The organism is Cyanobacteria bacterium FACHB-DQ100, assembly GCA_014695195.1.
Classification (GTDB): domain Bacteria; phylum Cyanobacteriota; class Cyanobacteriia; order Leptolyngbyales; family Leptolyngbyaceae; genus Leptolyngbya.
This window is the reverse complement of the sequence record JACJNW010000028.1, coordinates 117480-135988: the sequence shown is the minus strand read 5'-3', so window position 1 is coordinate 135988 and position 18509 is coordinate 117480. Positions and strand designations below refer to the sequence as shown.

The 18509-nt window shown below is 50.0% G+C and carries 10 protein-coding genes; 7 read left to right on the top strand and 3 right to left on the bottom strand.

Annotated features, from left to right (window positions below; all coding sequences use genetic code 11):
- Positions 1-246: 246 nt before the first annotated feature.
- From H6F51_11835 to H6F51_11810, 6 genes are all read left to right on the top strand, one after another.
- A complete protein-coding gene (locus tag H6F51_11835) occupies positions 247-1710 on the top strand; it encodes a glycosyltransferase (protein MBD1823168.1) in 1464 nt (487 codons plus the stop codon).
- A gap of 90 nt (positions 1711-1800) precedes the next feature.
- Entirely contained in the window at positions 1801-2655 is an 855-nt protein-coding gene (locus H6F51_11830) for a glycosyltransferase (GenBank protein MBD1823167.1), read from the top strand.
- Positions 2655-4112, top strand: coding sequence for a nucleoside:proton symporter (locus H6F51_11825; protein ID MBD1823166.1), 1458 nt, complete (start codon positions 2655-2657; stop codon positions 4110-4112). Before H6F51_11830 ends, H6F51_11825 begins: the two co-directional genes overlap by 1 nt.
- A gap of 4 nt (positions 4113-4116) precedes the next feature.
- Complete coding sequence (locus H6F51_11820; GenBank protein ID MBD1823165.1) at positions 4117-4851, top strand: hypothetical protein; 735 nt, start codon at positions 4117-4119, stop codon at positions 4849-4851.
- A 97-nt stretch (positions 4852-4948) separates the two neighbouring features.
- Positions 4949-5968, top strand: a complete 1020-nt coding sequence (locus H6F51_11815) for an ABC transporter ATP-binding protein (GenBank protein ID MBD1823164.1) — start codon at positions 4949-4951, stop codon at positions 5966-5968.
- Between the two features lie 37 nt (positions 5969-6005).
- Positions 6006-6881, top strand: a complete 876-nt coding sequence (locus H6F51_11810) for an ABC transporter permease (protein ID MBD1823163.1) — start codon at positions 6006-6008, stop codon at positions 6879-6881.
- Between the two features lie 169 nt (positions 6882-7050).
- Here H6F51_11810 and H6F51_11805 read toward each other — a convergent pair whose 3' ends face one another.
- Entirely contained in the window at positions 7051-7320 is a 270-nt protein-coding gene (locus tag H6F51_11805) for a GlsB/YeaQ/YmgE family stress response membrane protein (GenBank protein ID MBD1823162.1), read from the bottom strand.
- A 309-nt stretch (positions 7321-7629) separates the two neighbouring features.
- On the opposite strand from H6F51_11805, the gene H6F51_11800 reads away from it, so the two are divergent.
- Positions 7630-8538, top strand: coding sequence for a YihY/virulence factor BrkB family protein (locus H6F51_11800; GenBank protein MBD1823161.1), 909 nt, complete (start codon positions 7630-7632; stop codon positions 8536-8538).
- 3 nt (positions 8539-8541) lie between these two features.
- Here the strand turns inward: H6F51_11800 and H6F51_11795 are convergent, their stop codons facing one another.
- Positions 8542-8892, bottom strand: coding sequence for a resolvase (locus tag H6F51_11795; GenBank protein ID MBD1823160.1), 351 nt, complete (start codon positions 8890-8892; stop codon positions 8542-8544).
- A 50-nt stretch (positions 8893-8942) separates the two neighbouring features.
- On the bottom strand, positions 8943-18506 hold the full coding sequence (locus H6F51_11790; GenBank protein ID MBD1823159.1) for a DUF4347 domain-containing protein: 9564 nt from the start codon (positions 18504-18506) through the stop codon (positions 8943-8945).
- Between the last annotated feature and the right edge of the window lie 3 nt (positions 18507-18509).

Genomic DNA, 18509 nt, shown 5'->3' with positions numbered 1-18509 from the left:
AAAAAGACCGATGCAACGGAATTCGGATAACGGATACGGATGGGAACGGCAGCGACAAAGCTAGTGCAACGATCGCACTTATCCCGGAGAACGAAAACAACTAATGATTACAATACGGCGAATTGTACGGATTGGAGCATCCGTTAAGACTTTATTAATCAATATGAGAGAATAGATCGACTGAAATTATCAATATGCACCCTCGAAGCTGTGATCAATGAAGGAATGCGGATGACTTATTCTGTTATGAAATCGTCAGAATCGAGCGCGAAAAATGCGTTCAAAACGCAGGTACGATCGTATTTCGATCGCATTGCTGCTGATCTCGATTCCTGGAATCAACGCAACCGCTATTACTATCAAGATCTCGATCGTTTACACCAGTTTCTGATTCCACGGGGTAGCCGTGTTTTAGAAATTGGCTGTGGAACAGGAAGCTTGCTTGCTGCGCTCGATCCAGCCGTGGGAATCGGAATTGATTTTTCTCGATCGATGGTAGAAATTGCTCAGGCAAAGTATTCACAAAAGCATCCACAGTTGCAGTTTTACTGTTTAGACGCTGAGACGCTAATGCCCGAAGAGTTGCCGGAAATGCAGTTTGATTTCATCGTGCTTTCAGGCGTATTAGGACATTTGAGTGATGTGCAGCAAGTCTTGGCAAATTTGCAGCCATTTTGCCACCGTCGCACTCGCTTGATTCTGACGTTTCATAATTTTTTGTGGCAGCCTCTATTGCACTTTGCCGAAAAAATCGGTCAGCGCCGCCCGCAGCCGCCACAAAGCTGGCTCTCGATGACCGATGTATCAAATTTGCTTCAAATTACAGGGTATTTGCCGCTGCGATCGAGTCGTCGTTTCTTGTGTCCGAAACCGATTCCCCTGATCGCACCGTTTTGTAATCGGGTGCTGGCACATTTGCCGATTTTGAATCACTTTTGTTTGACCCATTACATTGTGGCAAAACCGCAGTTTGCGCCGGATTCAGAAGCGTATTCTTGTTCAGTGATTGTGCCTGCTCGCAATGAAGCGGGAAATATTCAAGGCGCGATCGAGCGGTTGCCGCAGTTGGGCAGTCAGACCGAGGTGATTTTTGTCGAGGGGCATTCGCGGGATGGCACCTGGGATGAGATTCAGCGCGTGGTGCAGGAAGGGCATCCCCGCTTTACGATCAAGGCGTTTCAGCAGACCGGGAAGGGGAAGGCGGATGCGGTGCGGTTGGGATTTGCCAAGGCGACGGGCGATATTTTAATGATTCTGGATGCGGATTTGACGGTGCAACCTGAAGATCTGCCGCATTTTTACGAAGTGATTGCTAGCGATCGCGGGGAGTTTGTCAATGGATCGCGCCTAGTGTATCCGCGATCGGGCAAAGCGATGCCCTGGTTGAATAACTGGGCAAATAAGTTTTTCAGCTTGATGTTTTCGTTTCTGTTGGGGCAATCGATCAAAGATACGCTGTGCGGAACAAAAGTATTGCGGCGCAGTGATTACGAGAAGATTGCCGCAGGCAGAAGCTATTTTGGCGATTTTGATCCGTTTGGTGACTTCGATCTTTTATTTGGTGCTACAAAATTAGGGCTACATCTTGTCGATGTGCCTGTGCGCTATCAACCTCGAAGCTACGGAGAATCAAATATTGCTCACGTTCGCGAAGGGCTGATTCTATTCCGAATGTGTCTTTACGCTTCTCGAAAGATTAAGTTTTTTTAGGAGTTTGGCACTCGTCCGCCTGCTCTGAATCCTGTATGGTAATTGAAGTTTGCTTTCTCGGTGTATGGCGTGACGATTAGGGAAAATCGAATGAAGAAACCTTGGAACTCGATCGAGAGTTGGGTGCAACTCAAGAGCCAACGCCAGTCCCGTTCCCAAGCGACAGCCAGCCAAGCTCAAACCTGGCAAAAACCGACTTCCACCCGCTTGAATGCGATCGGGCAAGTTTCGATTATTCTCCCGGTTTATAACGAGCAAGCCTGTATCCGTCACACCTTTGAAGCAATTCTGCGCTACCTAGAAACCCATCCGAACTTTACATTTATTTTCGTGAATGACGGGTCAAGCGATCGCACCAAGGAAATTATTACGGCGGGAATTCATCTCGCAAAAACGCGGCAGATTCAGTTGCTTTCTTACTACCCGAATGCGGGAAAAGGTTACGCCATTCGGCGCGGTGTCGAGTATGCCGATGGCGATTTGATTTGTTTTCTAGACAGTGATCTGGCGTATTCTTTAGCACATTTAGATCGCTTAGTTGAGAAACTACAAACTTATGATGTTGCGATCGGCAATCGCAGCCTCGCCCGGGGCAATGAGAAAGATGTGAAACTCAACCGCAAAATTGCGGGCAAGATCTTTAACTTCCTGTCGCGTAGGATTCTCGATCTGCAATACAGTGATATGCAGGCGGGACTAAAAGGCTTTCGGAAATCGGTTGCCAAGAAACTATTTTTTTTTCAAACATTAACCGGATTTTCGTTTGATGTGGAGCTAATTTATTTAGCCGAAAATTGGGGATATTCGATCGGAGAAATTCCGGCAAAAGTCTCCGACAAGCATCAGAAAAAACTGTCAAAAGTTAATTTGATCCAGGACTCGATTAAAATGCTTCTGGATTTACTTAAAATTCGATTCAATGATCAGCTAGGTCGATATCAATAATGTCTTGGTTAAATTTCTTATCTTTTGCTGGAATCTTTGTGCTGTGCGGCATTGCATGGCTCGGTTCTGAAAATCGTCGTGTGATTCAGTGGAAGGTGATTCTCTGGGGAATTGCGCTGCAACTGCTAATTGGGTTGCTGGTGTTTACATTTCCGATAACGCGCTTTGTAATTAGCGTGATTAGTAACAGTATTAATGCGGTTTTAGATGCCACCGAAGCGGGCGCAAAATTTTTGTTTGGATCGCTGCTGGTTCCAGATCCAAACGCAACGCCAGGACCAATTTTAGCGGGACGCTGGATTGCGCGGGCAGTGACTCCGGCTTATGTTCCGGTTGCGGGCGATCGTCTCAGTCCTGAAAGCCTGAATTTAGGCTATACGTTTGCCTTTCGGGCATTGCCTTCGGTAATTTTCTTTTCTGCACTGATGTCACTGCTGTATTACTTGGGCGTGATTCAACCAATTGTTAAATTCTTTGCCAAGGTCTTTCGGCGATCGATGAATCTCAGTGGTGCAGAAGCATTAAGCGGTGCGACGAATATTTTTGTGGGAATCGAATCTGCATTAGTGATTCGACCTTATCTCGCTAGCATGACTCGTAGCGAGCTTTGTGCGATTCTTACAGCCTGTTACGGTAGCATTGCCTCTACCGTTCTCGCTCTATATGCAGGGTTATTACGTCCAGTATTCCCAAACATCACAGGACACTTAGTCTCAGCATCACTAATGGCAATTCCTGCCTGTTTCGTGATTTCTAAATTACTGGTTCCTGAAACAGAAGTTCCGAAGACTTTAGGCGCTTTGCCAGAAGAAGATGCGGAGAACGCTGCCTCTGGCACAGGCGAGCCTGCTCGCTTCGCTCAAGAGCGTCCAGCCGGGGCGATGGAAAGCATTATCGTGGGCGCAATGGATGGTGTGAAATTGGCAATTTCGATCGCGGCTTTGTTGATCGCGATTCTCGGATTGGTTGCGCTCGTGAATCTGTTTTTCTCGAATTTGGCTGGGCTTGCAGTGAGTAATAATCCGGCAGTCAGACGCATTGGTTTGATTTTCCAAATCGTGACGCTGCAAAATATTGTCGGTGCGCTGTTTGTACCGCTCACGTTTCTCACGGGCGTTTCTACAAACTGGAACGAGATTTGGCAGGCATCGGTTTTAATTGGACGGCGATTATTGGAAACGGAAATCCCGTCTTATCAGCAATTAGGCGTATTAGCCAGTCAGGGAGCGCTGAGCGATCGGGCGCTACTGATCATTAGCTACTGTCTAGCAGGATTCGCTCACTTGCCCTCGGTCGGAATCTTTGTCGGTGGCTTTTCCAGCTTGATTCCATCGCGCCGTAAGGATCTGGCAAGTTTGGGCTGGAAGGCACTCTGGGCGGCAACCCTAGCCACTTTAATGATCGGATGTGTGGCAGGAGTCTTTTACTTTGGTAATCCGTCGGTTTTAAGGGGGTAGAACAATGAAACGACGCTGGCTAATTGGCTGTTTCGCGATCGCAGTTTTTGGATTTAGCGCGATTTCGAGCATGGCTCAGACTCCCGCACCCAGTCCGACTGGAGCGGTCGGAGTTCCGGTTGCCCCGATTCCGGTCGATCCCTCTTTGCCTGCAAATCGTCCACCGATTCCGACCGCTTCTCCGTCTCCCTCGCCCTCGCCAATCGCCTCTCCGATCGCAACGCCACCTGTTGTCCCGATCGTGCCGACTGCTCCGCCGTCTTTACCTGCGGCTCCGAGCGCTCCCACTCTTCCGGTAAGCGGTGATTACAAAGACCCGAACAATCGGTTTGTCGTTGCCATTCTCAAAGATTACAAAGTGAGTCCCCTAGCGGGAACGGTACTGATTGAAGCGCCAGACGGCCATTTAGCCTACACGGTGCTGGCTCAACCGCAATCACAGCTTGGCATTGTGGGCGGGGTTGTGCCGAATGAGGCGCTTGTCACCGCCGCTCAGAATGCGTTTCGACAAGGCGAAAATTTTCAAACCGGACAGGTGCGATCGATTTCTGGTGGAGTGCAGATCGATTGGACGGGGAACTTAACGATCGCCGGAAACACGCAACCCGTCGGCGGTGTGATTTTAGCGCGGCAAGCGAATGACAGTATTTTACTCGTGTTGATTGCGGCGACGAATGCGGGGGGCGATCGAGTTTTAGGGGCGGCATCCACACTGGCAAATAGTTTGCGCGTCAGTTGAATCATTAAATATCTCCAAATCATGAGAAATCTAGCCTCACAGTTCCTAGAATAGAGAAGAGACATCTTAAAGATTTGTATCAAAAAAGGAGGAGCGGATGACTCCTGCGGTGCTAATTGAAAAGTTACAAAAGCGCTATGGATCGCTCGAAGCCGTTAAAGATGTTTCGCTGGAGGTTCGACCTGGCGAGATTTTCGGGCTTTTGGGACCCAATGGGGCAGGCAAAACCACAACCTTGCGCTGTTTATGTACGCTGACAGAACCCGATGCAGGCAAAATCGAAGTTTCGGGCATTAGCGCGATCGACAATCCCCGCGCCGCCCGTCAGCGATTGGGCTATGTGGCGCAAGAAGTCGCGATCGATAAAGTTCTCACAGGTCGTGAGCTGCTTGAACTTCAAGCCGCGCTCTATCACTTGCCCAAAGCCGCGATTAAGTCTCGAATTGCTGAAGTTCTGGACGTGCTGGGACTCGATGAATGGGCGGATAAAAAGAGCGGTACATATTCCGGCGGCTTAAAAAAGCGGCTCGATCTGGCTGCAGGTCTCCTGCATCAACCTGATGTTCTCGTTCTCGATGAGCCGACGGTTGGACTTGATATCGAAAGCCGAGTTGTAGTGTGGAATTTCCTGCGGCAACTGCGCGAACAAGGCACAACCGTTTTAATCACCAGCCATTATCTAGAAGAAATTGATGCCCTTGCCGATCGCGTTGCCATTATCGATCGCGGCGTGGTGATCTCAGCAGGGACGCCTTCTGAGCTCAAAGATCAAGTCGGGGGAGAGCGGATCACCTTACGAATTCGAGAATTTTCGCCGATCGGCGAAGCGGAAAAAGCGCGATCACTACTCGAATCACTGCCAATGGTTCAAGAAGTCATTATTAACGGAGCGCAGGGCAATTCGCTAAACTTAGTCGTAACGCCAAATAGCGAGGCTTTAACCAGCGTTCAGCAAGCTCTAACTCAAGCCGGACTTCCCACCTTTGGCATCGCTCAATCTCGCCCAAGTCTAGACGATGTGTATCTTGCAGCAACCGGACGCACACTCATAGATGCCGAACTTGCTGCCGCTGGAAGTCGCGACCCGAAAGCAGAACGCAAGCAAAGTATGAGATAGCCGCCAACCCATTCTGAATGTCATTCACACTTTAACTATGAGTACGACCATTACCCCTCCGAAAACTGCACTGGAACCTCGCCGAACGATCGCGCCCTCGAATCCGTTTGGCGAGTTTGTGCAAGAAACTGCGGCAATGACTAGACGGTTGTTTATTCAACTCCAGCGCCGCCCCTCTACACTGCTGGCAGGAATTATCCAACCGTTGATGTGGCTGGTTCTGTTTGGTGCGCTATTTCAAAATGCACCCAAAGGATTGTTTGGCGATCAGGTGAATTATGGTCAGTTCTTAGGGGCTGGCGTGATTGTCTTTACCGCATTTGGTGGAGCGCTCAATGCTGGGCTTCCGGTGATGTTCGATCGAGAGTTCGGATTCCTCAATCGCTTGCTTGTGGCTCCCTTGGTTTCGAGGTTTTCGATCGTCATGGCATCGGCGATCTTTATTACAACACTGAGCTTGATTCAAACGGCAGCGATCGTCGCAACGAGTGCATTCTTAGGGGCAGGATTGCCGAATGCGATCGGGCTTGCGTTGGTTGCGCTGATCGTGTTGCTGTTAGTGGTTGCGGTCACAGCCTTAAGTTTAGGATTGGCGTTTGCGCTACCGGGACATATTGAACTGCTTGCGGTGATCTTTGTCACGAATCTACCGCTGCTATTTGCAAGTACGGCTCTCGTTCCGTTGTCGTTTATGCCGAAGTGGTTGCAAGTCGTCGCCACGCTGAATCCCTTGAGCTATGCGATCGAGCCAATTCGTTACCTCTATCTTCACCCGGACTGGAGCTTTGGTAGTGTGATCATGCAAGCACCCTTTGGAAATGTAACCCTTGGTGGAGCATTGCTGATTCTAGTTGGACTATGTGCAATCGCGCTGGTTGCAGTTCAACCGTTGATGAAGCGTCGATTAGCGTAGAACTTTTAATCAGAATGCGATCGGGCGGTTGTAGACTCAGGGCTACGATCGCCCGATTCTGTTTGACTCTGGTAGATTCCTTGAAAAAAACGGTGACTTGAATCGCTTCAAATCACCGCTCGACTGACAGAACCACAATCTGAACCCAAAACGCAAATCGCCCGAATTGTTAGTAAGCCCGACGGGACAGTTTGTTGTAGATGAAGATTGCCAAAATTGCGCCCAACACGGCAACAAACACGCCTGGAATGCTCAAGGAGGCTGCACCGATCGCCAGCGTTCCCGTTTCAAGCAGCGTCGCTACCGTTCCGCCGATGAATGCACCGACAATTCCCAAAATCATAGTGCCGAGCAGTCCGCCGCCTTGATGTCCGGGATAGATTGCTTTTGCGATCGCGCCTGCCAATAATCCTAAAACAACCCACGCTAGAATGTTCATAGTAATCTCCTTACCGATTAGTTAATTGAAAATAGTAGCTTCACCCTAAGATTTCTAGAAACAATCAGTTCGATGTTTCAAATCTGATTTCTCAGAGCTGTATTTCATGTGCTTAAACTAACAGGGAAGTGATCGTGCGGGTACCGCTCTGAAGTTAGATTCGCAGTGCACACAAGCTAGACAATCTTTGCGATCGCTCCTCCCTCAAAAGACAGAAGCTTCTTCTCACTTGTGAGCGATGCCGTGCGATCAAATTTTGCAGTAGGGTCTTGCTGTTAAGGCTATTCTAAAACTCTATACTCTACGGCGATGAGATTTAAAACGATTGTGCGTTTGGTGCGCGATACGATCACCGAATGGAACGAAGATAATGTGCCATTACTCGCAGCGGCATTGGCCTATTACACCATGTTTTCGCTAGCACCGTTGTTGATTATTGCGATCGCGATCGTCGGTGCGGTTTATGGTGAAGAAGCCGCGCAGGGGGAGATCGTGCGGCAAATTCAGGGACTGGTCGGTAGGCAAGGTGCAGAATTCATTCAATCGATGATTCAGAACGCGAGTAGACCCGGATCAGGAGGAGGCATTGCGACGCTGATCGGGATCGGAGTTCTGATTTTCGGCGCGTCAGGTGTATTCGGACAGTTGCAAACGGCACTCAACACCATTTGGGAAGTCAAACCGAAACCAGGACGAGCCGTAAAGAGCTTTGTTCAAGCTCGATTTCTGTCTTTCGCGATGGTATTAGTAATTGGATTTCTACTGCTGGTTTCGTTAATATTGTCGGCAGTATTCTCAGGCGTAAGCGCTTATTTTGGTGGTCTTCTTCCTGAGGCGCTTCACGTTGGACAAGTGCTTAATTTTGTGATCACATTTGCGTTAACGACTCTATTGTTTGCAGCAATCTATAAGTTTTTACCAGATGTAAAGGTTCCGTGGAAGAATCTTTGGGTTGGGTCTGCTGTTACCGCTTTACTGTTTAACATTGGTAAATTCTTGATCGGTCTTTATCTCGGTAACAGTAGCGTTGGTTCAACCTACGGTGCGGCGGGATCGTTGGTCGTTGTGTTGCTTTGGGTATTTTACTCCGCGCAAATTCTGCTGCTAGGTGCAGAATTCACGCAAGTTTATTCCAAATACCGGGGAAGACCGATCGAGCCTTCGAGTCACGCCGTTTTAGTCAAAGAAGAAACCCTCGACCAAACTAGAAAAGGCTAGCTGCTACGATCGCGTTTTTAATAACGCATGAATACTTTGCAGTTCCACCAAAATCGCCTCTAGCACTTCCTGAGTCCGATTCGGTTGGGGTTCTTGAACTTCGATCGTCACCTGCTTAATTTTCAGCACCTCTTTGGCAAACCGCGCAACTTCATTTGAGTGAAACATCAGCGGATCGTTGGGTGATTGGCGCAACTCTGGATTCAGGCGCTTTGGGTCAAACGGCGGATTAAGCAACTCTAGATCAGTGTTGGCATAGCGGTACACCGACGCTCGCGATCGATTGAGCGTCTTTTGTACCGCTTCTACATCCATTAATCCCGTCGTACCACCGAATTCCGTATCTGCCCGCATGATCTGATTCTCGCAATTAGACGCGAAAATCTTACCATAAGAAGCGTGAACTAGAAGTCGTCGATGCCTTCTAGTTGCCAACCCAGATCCGTCAAGGATGGAACGTAAGTGGCGAAGGTAACGGAATTATTCACCAGGTACCACACCGCATTCGAGCCTGATCCTCGATCGCGCCACAGTAAGTCGAACTGATTATCGCGGTTAAAGTCACCCACCCCGATCAGATCCCAGTTTGTTGGGGCGGACGGCAGGAACACACCACGACTAACCTGTCCTGCGTTCATAAACCACAGCGCTATTTCCCCGGTACTATCATCGCGCCAGACCAGATCGGTTTGACCGTCGCGATTAAAGTCTGCAAATCCTTTGATCTGCCAGTTGGGACTAATCGCAGGCAGAAAAATGCCGCGAGTAACATCAGTGCGATCGAACAGCCAGATTGCAGTCTGTCCAGTGGCCGGATTGCGCCAGATTAAATCGAGATTGCGATCAGCATTCATATCCGCCACATCTTGAATTTGCCAGCTGGTATCTACTTTCGGCAAGAAGAGTCCAGAGGTAACCTGAGTGCCGTTGAGTAGCCACATTGCCGTCTCCCCGGTGCGTCGATTGCGCCAAATCAGATCCGGACTGCCATCGCCGCTAAAGTCGCCGATGCCCTGAATCACCCAGTCGATCGGAATGTCAAATCCGGCAGGAATCGTGACTTTATCGCGCACCTGACCGTTTTGAGTCAGCCAGACTGAGAGTTCGCGAGTCCTGAGATTGCGCCAGAGAATATCAGCGCTCCCATTGCGATCGAAGTCCGCCGTTCCTTGAACTTGCCAATCGCGATCGATCTGCGGATCGAGGACAGTGGAGCGATCGAACCAGTCGAGACTGATGCGCCAGATGCGGTTTTCTCCGGTTTGAGAGTTCCGCATCATGATTTCGCCCTTGCTTTGATTGCTGAATCGACTCACTGCTTGAATTGACCAATTGCGATCGGGCAAGTTTGGTAGATAAGCGGTGGTGCCAACTTGATCTTGATTCAGGAACCAGATGACCGTTTCTTGCGTCGTGCCATTGCGCCAGAGAATGTCGAGGCTTTGATCGCCGTTGAAATCGAACAGGCTTTCAATCTGCCAATTGGTTGGAGGAACGGATGGGAGGAATGCTCCGCGCTCAACCTGACCATTTCGCATGAGCCACATTGCATTTTCACCAGTGCGATCGTTGCGCCAGAGCAGATCGACAAAACCATCACGGTTAATATCACCTGCTGCCACAATCCGCCACGCCAAGTTGCTAACCTTCTCTAAACGATCCTCCTTAATCGTCGCGCCATCCATCAGCCAGAGTGCAACTTCTCCTGTGCTGGAGTTTGTCCAGACAATATCGGAACTGCCATCGTTATTAAAATCAGCCACCTGCGAAACTTTCCAGCTTGGGTCACTGACTTTGAAGATGAACGTTCCGGTGTTGACAACGGTATCGCGCATAAACCAGATCGCGTTCTCACCCGTTTGAGGATTGCGCCAAAGGATATCGGCTTTACGATCGCGGTTAAAGTCTCCGATGCCTGTGATTTGCCAAGCTCCGGCGATCGTTGGCAAGAAGCTACCCTGAATGACCAGATCGGCATTCATACACCAGATGGCATTATCTCCGGTGGTGCTGTTCCGCCAGAGCAAATCACCTGCCCCATCGCCATTAAAGTCTGCTGTTCCGACCACTTTCCAGCGGGGATCAGGAATCGTTGCCAGGGAAAGTTCTCGATCGAGCAGCGATCCCGCAGGTTGCCACAGCAGATTCTGCCCTGTGAATTGATTCCGCCAGAAGATGTCGTAAGGGCTATTGTTATTCATGGTCGGCGGTGTGTCGTCCTCTACGATCGTGGCGGTGGCGACATTGGTTTGAAGTGTGGCATTTGTTGGATTACTGAGTGAAACCTGGAACGTTTCATTTCCTTCAAATAGTGCATCTCCTAAGATATTGACGATAACGGTTTTTTTCGTTTCGCCGGGTGCAAAGGTAAGTGTGTCTGCAGCTTTTACGTAATCGTTGTTTGCGAGGGTCGCGCTTCCGTCTACCGTGGTGTAATTTACGGTAATCGGAGTGGGGCTTGCTTCGCTCAGACTCACTTCAAACGTAAACGGAGTAATCCCGCTGTTACCTTCGGGGTTGCTGGTTGCTACGGCCGCGATCGACAGTTTCGGCAGTGGATCATCGTTCTGAATGGTTGCAGTGGCACTACCGTCTGTGATTTGAGCGTTTGATGAATCGCTGAGTTCAACGGTGAAGGCTTCATCGAGTTCATAAAATACATCGCTGATCGCTTGCACAGTAATCGTCTGTTCTGTTTGTCCCGGTGCAAACGTGAGTGTGGTCGGTGTGGTAACGCCAGCGTAATCGGTACTGTTTGCAGTTCCATTTTTAGTGGCGTATTTTGTGGTGACAACTTCGCTGCTGGCGTTGGATAGGCGGACGGTGAAACGGACGGGAGTTGCGCCCACGTTGCCTTCTAAAACTGGGGTGGCATCGTCGATCGACATGGTTGGTCGGAAGTCATCGCCAAGAATGGTTCCGATCCCTTGATTGATAGCAGTGAACAAATCAGCGTTTGTCGGCGATGAAAGTTGGATTGAGAAGGATTCATCAGGTTCAAATTTACGATCGCCTCGAACTCGAACCGTAATTTGCTGACTGGTGACTCCGGGTGCAAACGTCAGCCTTCCTGCTGCGGTTTCATAATCGTTGTCTGCTGCTTGTGCAGTTTCGTCAACGGTTGTGTAATTGACGCTGATCGCTTCACTGCTGGAGTTTGATAGCGAGACGGTAAACGTTGCGTTTGTGAAAGTACCCTCGACATTGCCTTCTGAAACCACAACGTTACCGATACTGATCGTCGGTCGAGCATCATCGTTGTTAATCACGCCTCGCGCTCGATTGACTGAGGACAAGTCTGCATTTGTAGGGTTGATTAACTCGGCAAAGAAGGTTTCATTCGGCTCGAATTTCGTGTCGCCGCGAACGACAACTGAGAATTGTTTCTCAACTTCACCGGGCGCAAAAGTGAGAGTTTCCGGTGTGGCTATGCCAATGTAATCGTTATCCGCGATCGCGGCTGTGTCATCGAGGGTGCGGTATTGAACGCTGACTGGATTGGTGGTTGCCTGTGAGAGCTTGACTTTGAAGGTGTAGGTCGTATCTACGCTGCCTTCGCTGGCAATTACATCCTCAATCTGAATGGTTGGACGAATCGCTTGATCGTCGTTGAGAATTGTGCCTCGCGCTTCGTTACTGCCGGAAATGGTGGCATTGGTTGGATTGCTTAAGCGCAGGAGGAAGCTTTCTTCTGGCTCCAGCACTGTGTCTCCCAACACATTCACCGTGATCGTTTCTTGTTCTTCTCCAGGTGCGAAAATCAGCGTCCCATTTGCTGCTTCGTAGTCTGAACCTGAAGCCGTGCCATCGATCGTCGCATAGTTGACGCGAATCTCTTCGCTGCTGGGATTGTTGAGCGACACGACGAATTCAAATGAAGTCCTGCCGCTGTTGCCTTCGGCTTGCGTTCCAGTGCGCGACACGATCGACAATTGAGGTGCCGCATCGTCGTTGTTTAGAACGCCGAATCCATCGGTTGCAGAAGTTGCAAGATCGGCGTTGACGGGATCTTCGAGCCGCACGATAAAGCGTTCTGTGGGTTCAAACTTGCGATCGGAATTCGCTTTGACGGTGATCGTTTTTTCGACTTCGCCAGGGTTAAAGGTTACAGTTCCTTGAACTGTGACGTAATCGCCATCGACAACGGTTGCGGTATCGTCGATCGTGCGATATTTTACCGTTACGGTTTGAGTAGTGGGATTGGACAACCGAATGGTGAACGGATAAGCGGCAGCTTGCGGATCATCTTCGCTCAAGGGAGTGCTGGCAATGCCGATCGCCGGGCGCTGGTCGTCGTTTCTGATCGTTCCGATCGCGCTTCCTGATCCTGCAAGTGTTGCATTGACCGGACTCGTTAATGTCAGCGCGATCGTTTCATCTTCTTCTAGTTTATTGTCGCTAGTTGTTTGTACAGTGATGGTTTTTGTTTGTTCGTTCGGTGCAAAAACCAGCGTTTCGCTTGTTCGTTCTGTGTAATCCGAATCGCTTAGAGTTGCGGTTCCATCACTGGTTGCAACGTTGACGCGAATTTCATCGCTGCTGATATCCGAAAGCGAGACGGTGAACGTTAGGACACCTCCTTCTGAAACGGTGGCAGGTGAAACGCTGATCGTCGGGAGCGTGGTGTCATCGTTCTGAATCGTACCGACCCCGATCGCTGTTGTGGGAATCGTGACTAAATTCGGTGTTGCGGTGGTTAACTCTAGCGCAAAAGTCTCATCTCTTTCGCGTTTTGTATCTCCTTTTGCATTCACCGTAATCGTTTGACTTGTTGTTCCAGGTGCAAACTTAATTGTTCCAGAACTGGATTGATAATCGCTGTCTGAAGCGATCGCCGTGCCATCTTTCGTTTCGTAATTCAATACAATTTCTTGATCACTTGCATTCGAGAGCGTGACCGTAAATTGCAGCGGAGTATCACCGCTGTTGCCTTCTACTTGCGACACATTAGTAATCGCAACGGTGGGAACTGGATCATCATCTGCGAGCGTTGCCGTTGCAGTATCGGTCGTAATTGTTGCGTTAGCTGCATCGGTTAATTTAACTGAGAAGGTCTCATTTTGTTCACGCTTGGTATCGTTGGTGACGGGGATTTCAATTGTTTTTTCCGTTTCACCTGCGGCAAAGGTCAGCGTGTTAGACGCAGCAGTAAAGTCTTCTCCTGCGGTTGCAGTGCCATCGATCGTGTCATATTTCACGGTGACAGGGCGACCTGATGCCTCTGAGAGCTTGACCACGAAATTGTAGGGACTTGTCGCTTCTGACTGTTGTGAAGCGGTTTCGATCGTGATGCTAGGCGCAGTATCGTTATCGGTAATTGCTCCAGTTTTTAGCTTCTGCTCGTCTGGAAGACTTGCCCCAACGGGATTAGAAAGCTCGATTTGGAACTGCTCATTGTCTTCGTACAGGCGATCGCCATTGATCAAAACCGTAATGGTTTGAGTTCTCACACCCGGCGCAAAAGTCAATGTGCCAGCCGGAACAGCCACATAATCAGTCCCGCTCACTGTCGTTAGATCGCGAAGCGCATAATCTACTTTGACTTCGGTACTGCTTGCCTCACTCAGCGATACGGTAAAGGTGTAAGCCTGCGTTCCGGTATCCCCTTCTGTAATTGAATCTGCACCTGCGATCGTAATCGTCGGGATCGTATCGTCGTTTGCGATCGTGGCGGTTGCTGAAGAATTCGTCGCCAGTCTTGCATTCGCACTCGGATCGCTTAACACAAGGCTAAATGTTTCATCCGGTTCAAACTGCGTATCGCCTTTGACCCGCACCGTTACCGTCCTTGTATCTGGATCGCCGACATTAAACGTAAGGGTGTCGGATACGGTGGTAAAGTCGGTTGCATCCGCAGTGCCTGTTTGAGTCGCATACCGTACTGTTACCGGAGCGGTGGTTGCCGGAGCCGAGAGTTTCACTTGGAAGGTAAATTCTTTCTCGCCTGTATTTCCTTCGGTACTATCGGTTGTGGTGTTTGAAATCGAAACCAGGATTGGAATATCGTTATCCGTAATTTTCAGCGAAGTGGTTCCGAAGCTATCTGAGATCGCATACTCCGGTGCGGCAATCAGACTGAGATTTAATGTTTCTTCAGGCTCAATCTCAATGTCATCGATCGCGTTTAAGGTAATGACTCCCTCAGCAACTCCGTTCGCGAGTTTGATCGTGATCTCTGATTCATTGCGCGTTAGGTTCAGACTTGGATCAGCCGTGAGCGTATAATCTCCGCCTGCCGCCGTGCTAGAGGGATCGATCGCCAGCTTCACGGTCAAATCGCCATTGGTGCGGTTCCGACGAATCTTGTACTGCACGGTGTTTGCGGGAGTGTTTTCTGCGATCGTCGGTTTGTCTAGCGTTAAACTAACCGTCGTTTCTAGATTCAATCCAAAAACATCAACGCTGCTATTGAGATCACGGGGCGTTAAATCGGTTGCAAGGCTGTTAAACGCGATGTAATTCCCGTTGCCGCTGAGAACAGGATTAAATGAAGCACCGCGTCCGCTATTGGTTTCAGATGGAATCTGGCTCACCAAGGTTGTAAACCCAGCATTCATATCTCGCACAAACGCATCTAACGCATTGTTCGCATCTCCGTCTGCAAGGTCACTAGAGAAACTATTGAAAATCACAAGCCGACCATCGGTGCTGATCATCGGATCAAGCGAACCTCGACCAGAACCGCTGCCCCTTCCCCCATCTGCACCCGCAGCATTATTGCCGCTGCTCGTTCCCTCTTTGTTGACGCTGACCAGTTCTGTTACGCCTGTTGCCAGATTGCGCCGGAAAACATCGCTAACGCCATTCGCATCGCTGACCACGAGATCCTCAAAGTCACTGGCAAACACCACAAACTGGCCATCGCCGCTAATCATCGGGTTTGAGGCTTTGAGCAGCGAGAACTCAAGACTGACGCTATATCCTCCCGATCGATTCGCGCTAGCATGAACCGTTGCATTGGTGTCTAGATTGCGAACAAATACATCTTCGTCCCCATCAGCATCGGGTGTCCCTGTGAGATTTCTCGCGGTACTGGTAAACGCGATCGTGCGTCCATCCTGACTGATGCTGACTTGGTACGAATCTCCATCCGAAACCGCACCGTTTACACCGCTCGCTCGACTCACTAACGTCACCTCGTTTGTTTGCCGATCCCACACGAATACATCGCGCTGAGCATTTGTGTCACCGCTTACTAGATTCGTTGCTGCACTGACAAACGCCACATATCGACCATCCGCGCTAATTACAGGCTGTTCGGAAGCACCATCGCTCTGAGCGCTACCGCGGCTGACGATCGCGATCGAATCATCCTGGCTATTCCACAAGAACACATCCTGCTGATTGTTCGTATCGCTGCTCACCAAGTTGGATGCGGTGCTGGTAAAGGCGACAAACAAGCCATTGGCACTCAAGACCGGATTCACTGACTCTGCATTGGCGCTGTTTGCTCCACCGGCTGCACGGCTGACCAGACGGAGCTGCGACGTTTGCCGATCGACCCAGAAAATATCAACCGCATTATTATTATCGCTACCCACCAAGTTACTGGCTGCACTGGTGAACACCACATATCGCCCATCAGAACTGATCATGGCATTGCCAGAAGCTCCGTTGGCGATCGTTGCCGCTTTGCTAATCAAGGTCGTTGTTCCCGTTTGTCGATCGCGCAGGAACACGTCTGAAACTCCATTCGTATCTCCATCGACAATCTCTGGAGCCGCGCTGGTGAAGACAATGTAGCGCCCATCTGCACTGAGGGAATGGGGCGCGATCGTCGAACTGCCGCTGCCGGTGCGAGAGGCGAGATCAGGATTATCATCGCGCCGACTGATCAAGGTTGCATTGCCACTCGTCACCGGAATCACAAAGCCATCGGACAAAGCGTTGTTATCTTCCGTATTGAGATTGTTGGCAAGACTGACAAAAGCAACAATATTGCCATCCCCACTAATCACCGGAACCGAAATCGACGAGAAAGCCTCACTCGAAGTCGTACCCGACGCATTATTGCCGACCGCACCTGCGGGAGTGCGGCTAATCAAAAAGGTTTTCTCAGAATCCGGTTTTCCGGTTGAAATATCGCGCACAAACACATCCTGCTGGGCATTGGTATCGCCAGCAACTAAGTTTGTGGCATCACTGGTAAATGCAATCCGAGTTCCATCTTCGCTCAAACTCTGATTCCCTGAATCCCCATTTCCAATGCCGTTTGCGCCGCGACTGACCAAGACCGTTTGATTGCTGACTAGATTTCGCACAAACACATCAATCTTGTCATTGGTATCTCCCGCGACCAGATTGGTAGAAGAACTGGTAAAGGCGATCGCGTCTCCATTGCGACTGATAACGGGATTTTGCGAACCCGGATTGTTACCAAAGCCCTCAGCGCCGTTGCCCGAATTATTCCCTGCACTGTTAATGCTCACCAATTGGAGGCTGCCTTGTGGCGCACCGAATTCATTAAATCCAGAGCGCGTCCACACAAAGACATCTGAAACGTTGTTAGTGTCGGGTGCGAAATTGTTGGCATCACTGGTAAACGCAACGCGCCTGCCATCCCGGCTAATCACCGGATTACGGGAGTCAGCATTGCCCGCAATCTGGGGATTCATCGTCAAGTTGTAAAGGGTGTTATCGGACTGCTGCCACAAGAAGACATCTTGAGAGGTGTTTGAATCCCCAAAGCTCAGGTTTGAATAAAGGCTGGTAAATGCGACATAATTTCCATCGCCGCTGATCACTGGAGATTCAGCACCCTCAGTGGGGCTGAATAAATCCGTGCGATTGTTGCTGATGTGCGTCAGAGCGCTGGTCGATCGATCCCAGACATACACATCTGGAACGGAGCTTGGATCTGAGCCGAGCAGTTGGGCTTGGGTTTGAAAGGCAATTCGGCTGCCATCGTCGCTGATGCTGGGGGCGGAGGAGTCGAACAATCCGCTTTTTCCGTCGGCACCACGACTCACGAGGGTAATATTGCCCGTCGATCGCTCCCAGACAAAGATGTTGCTTGCCTGAGTTGTGTTGCTCGTCATCGAGCTAACCAGATCATTGGCATTACTGACAAACGCTACATAGTTACCGTCGTAGCTAATCGCCGGATTCAACGAGGCTCCGGTGGCACTACCAGTATTCGTTGCGTTGCGGCTGACGAGCGTAACGGTATCAGCTTGACGATCGTATAAAAAGACATCTGTGACCCCGTTTGCGTCATTGGCTGAGAGCGTGGCGCGACTGGTGAAGACGATATATCGCCCGTCTCCGCTGACCGAGTTCCGCCCGATGCTTTCGAGTCCGACGCTGCCTTTTGCGAGAGTTGGGTTGCCAACAGAAATCAAATCTACAGGCAGAATTGCTGCATAGTTGGAGCGTGTTTCGGCGGTGAAGGCAAGCTGCGCTCCGATGTCGCCCGTATTCACTTCGAGCGTCCAATCGCCGTTGAGGGCTGCGTTTCCAGTGAGATCGTCCGAAGCAGAGATGTCTGCACCCGTAAGACGGCTAAATTGTGTGATCAAAGCGCGTCCTGCGTCTCCTTGAGCGACATCACAGCCGTAAATCAGAATATCTGCGTCTTCGGTGAGGGACTTCGCCCATTGTTGAAAGTCGGACTGGTAGCGATCGAGGGCGGTACGATCAAGCCAGGTTTCACCGAGCTGAATCGCGCCTGATCTTCCGTGTGAGACGAGATGCAAACTAGAAATTCCGGTCTGTCCCAGAAGTGCCTGTGTAATTTGTGCGATCGTGTCTTGTGCGGGATCGAGAATTAGCACATGGGTACCCGGCTGAATTCCAGCGGCTAACTGCTGATAATTCGGCACGGTTGGATCAATCACAACCAACGATGAAGCTCGATTGTGAAGCTGTGAGAATTGATTTAAGTAATTCTGCGGAACCGCGATCGAGGAAGGTGTACCGTTTTCGAGTGAGAGTGGGCGATTCCAGTTGGGTAATCCCGCGAATTCCATAAA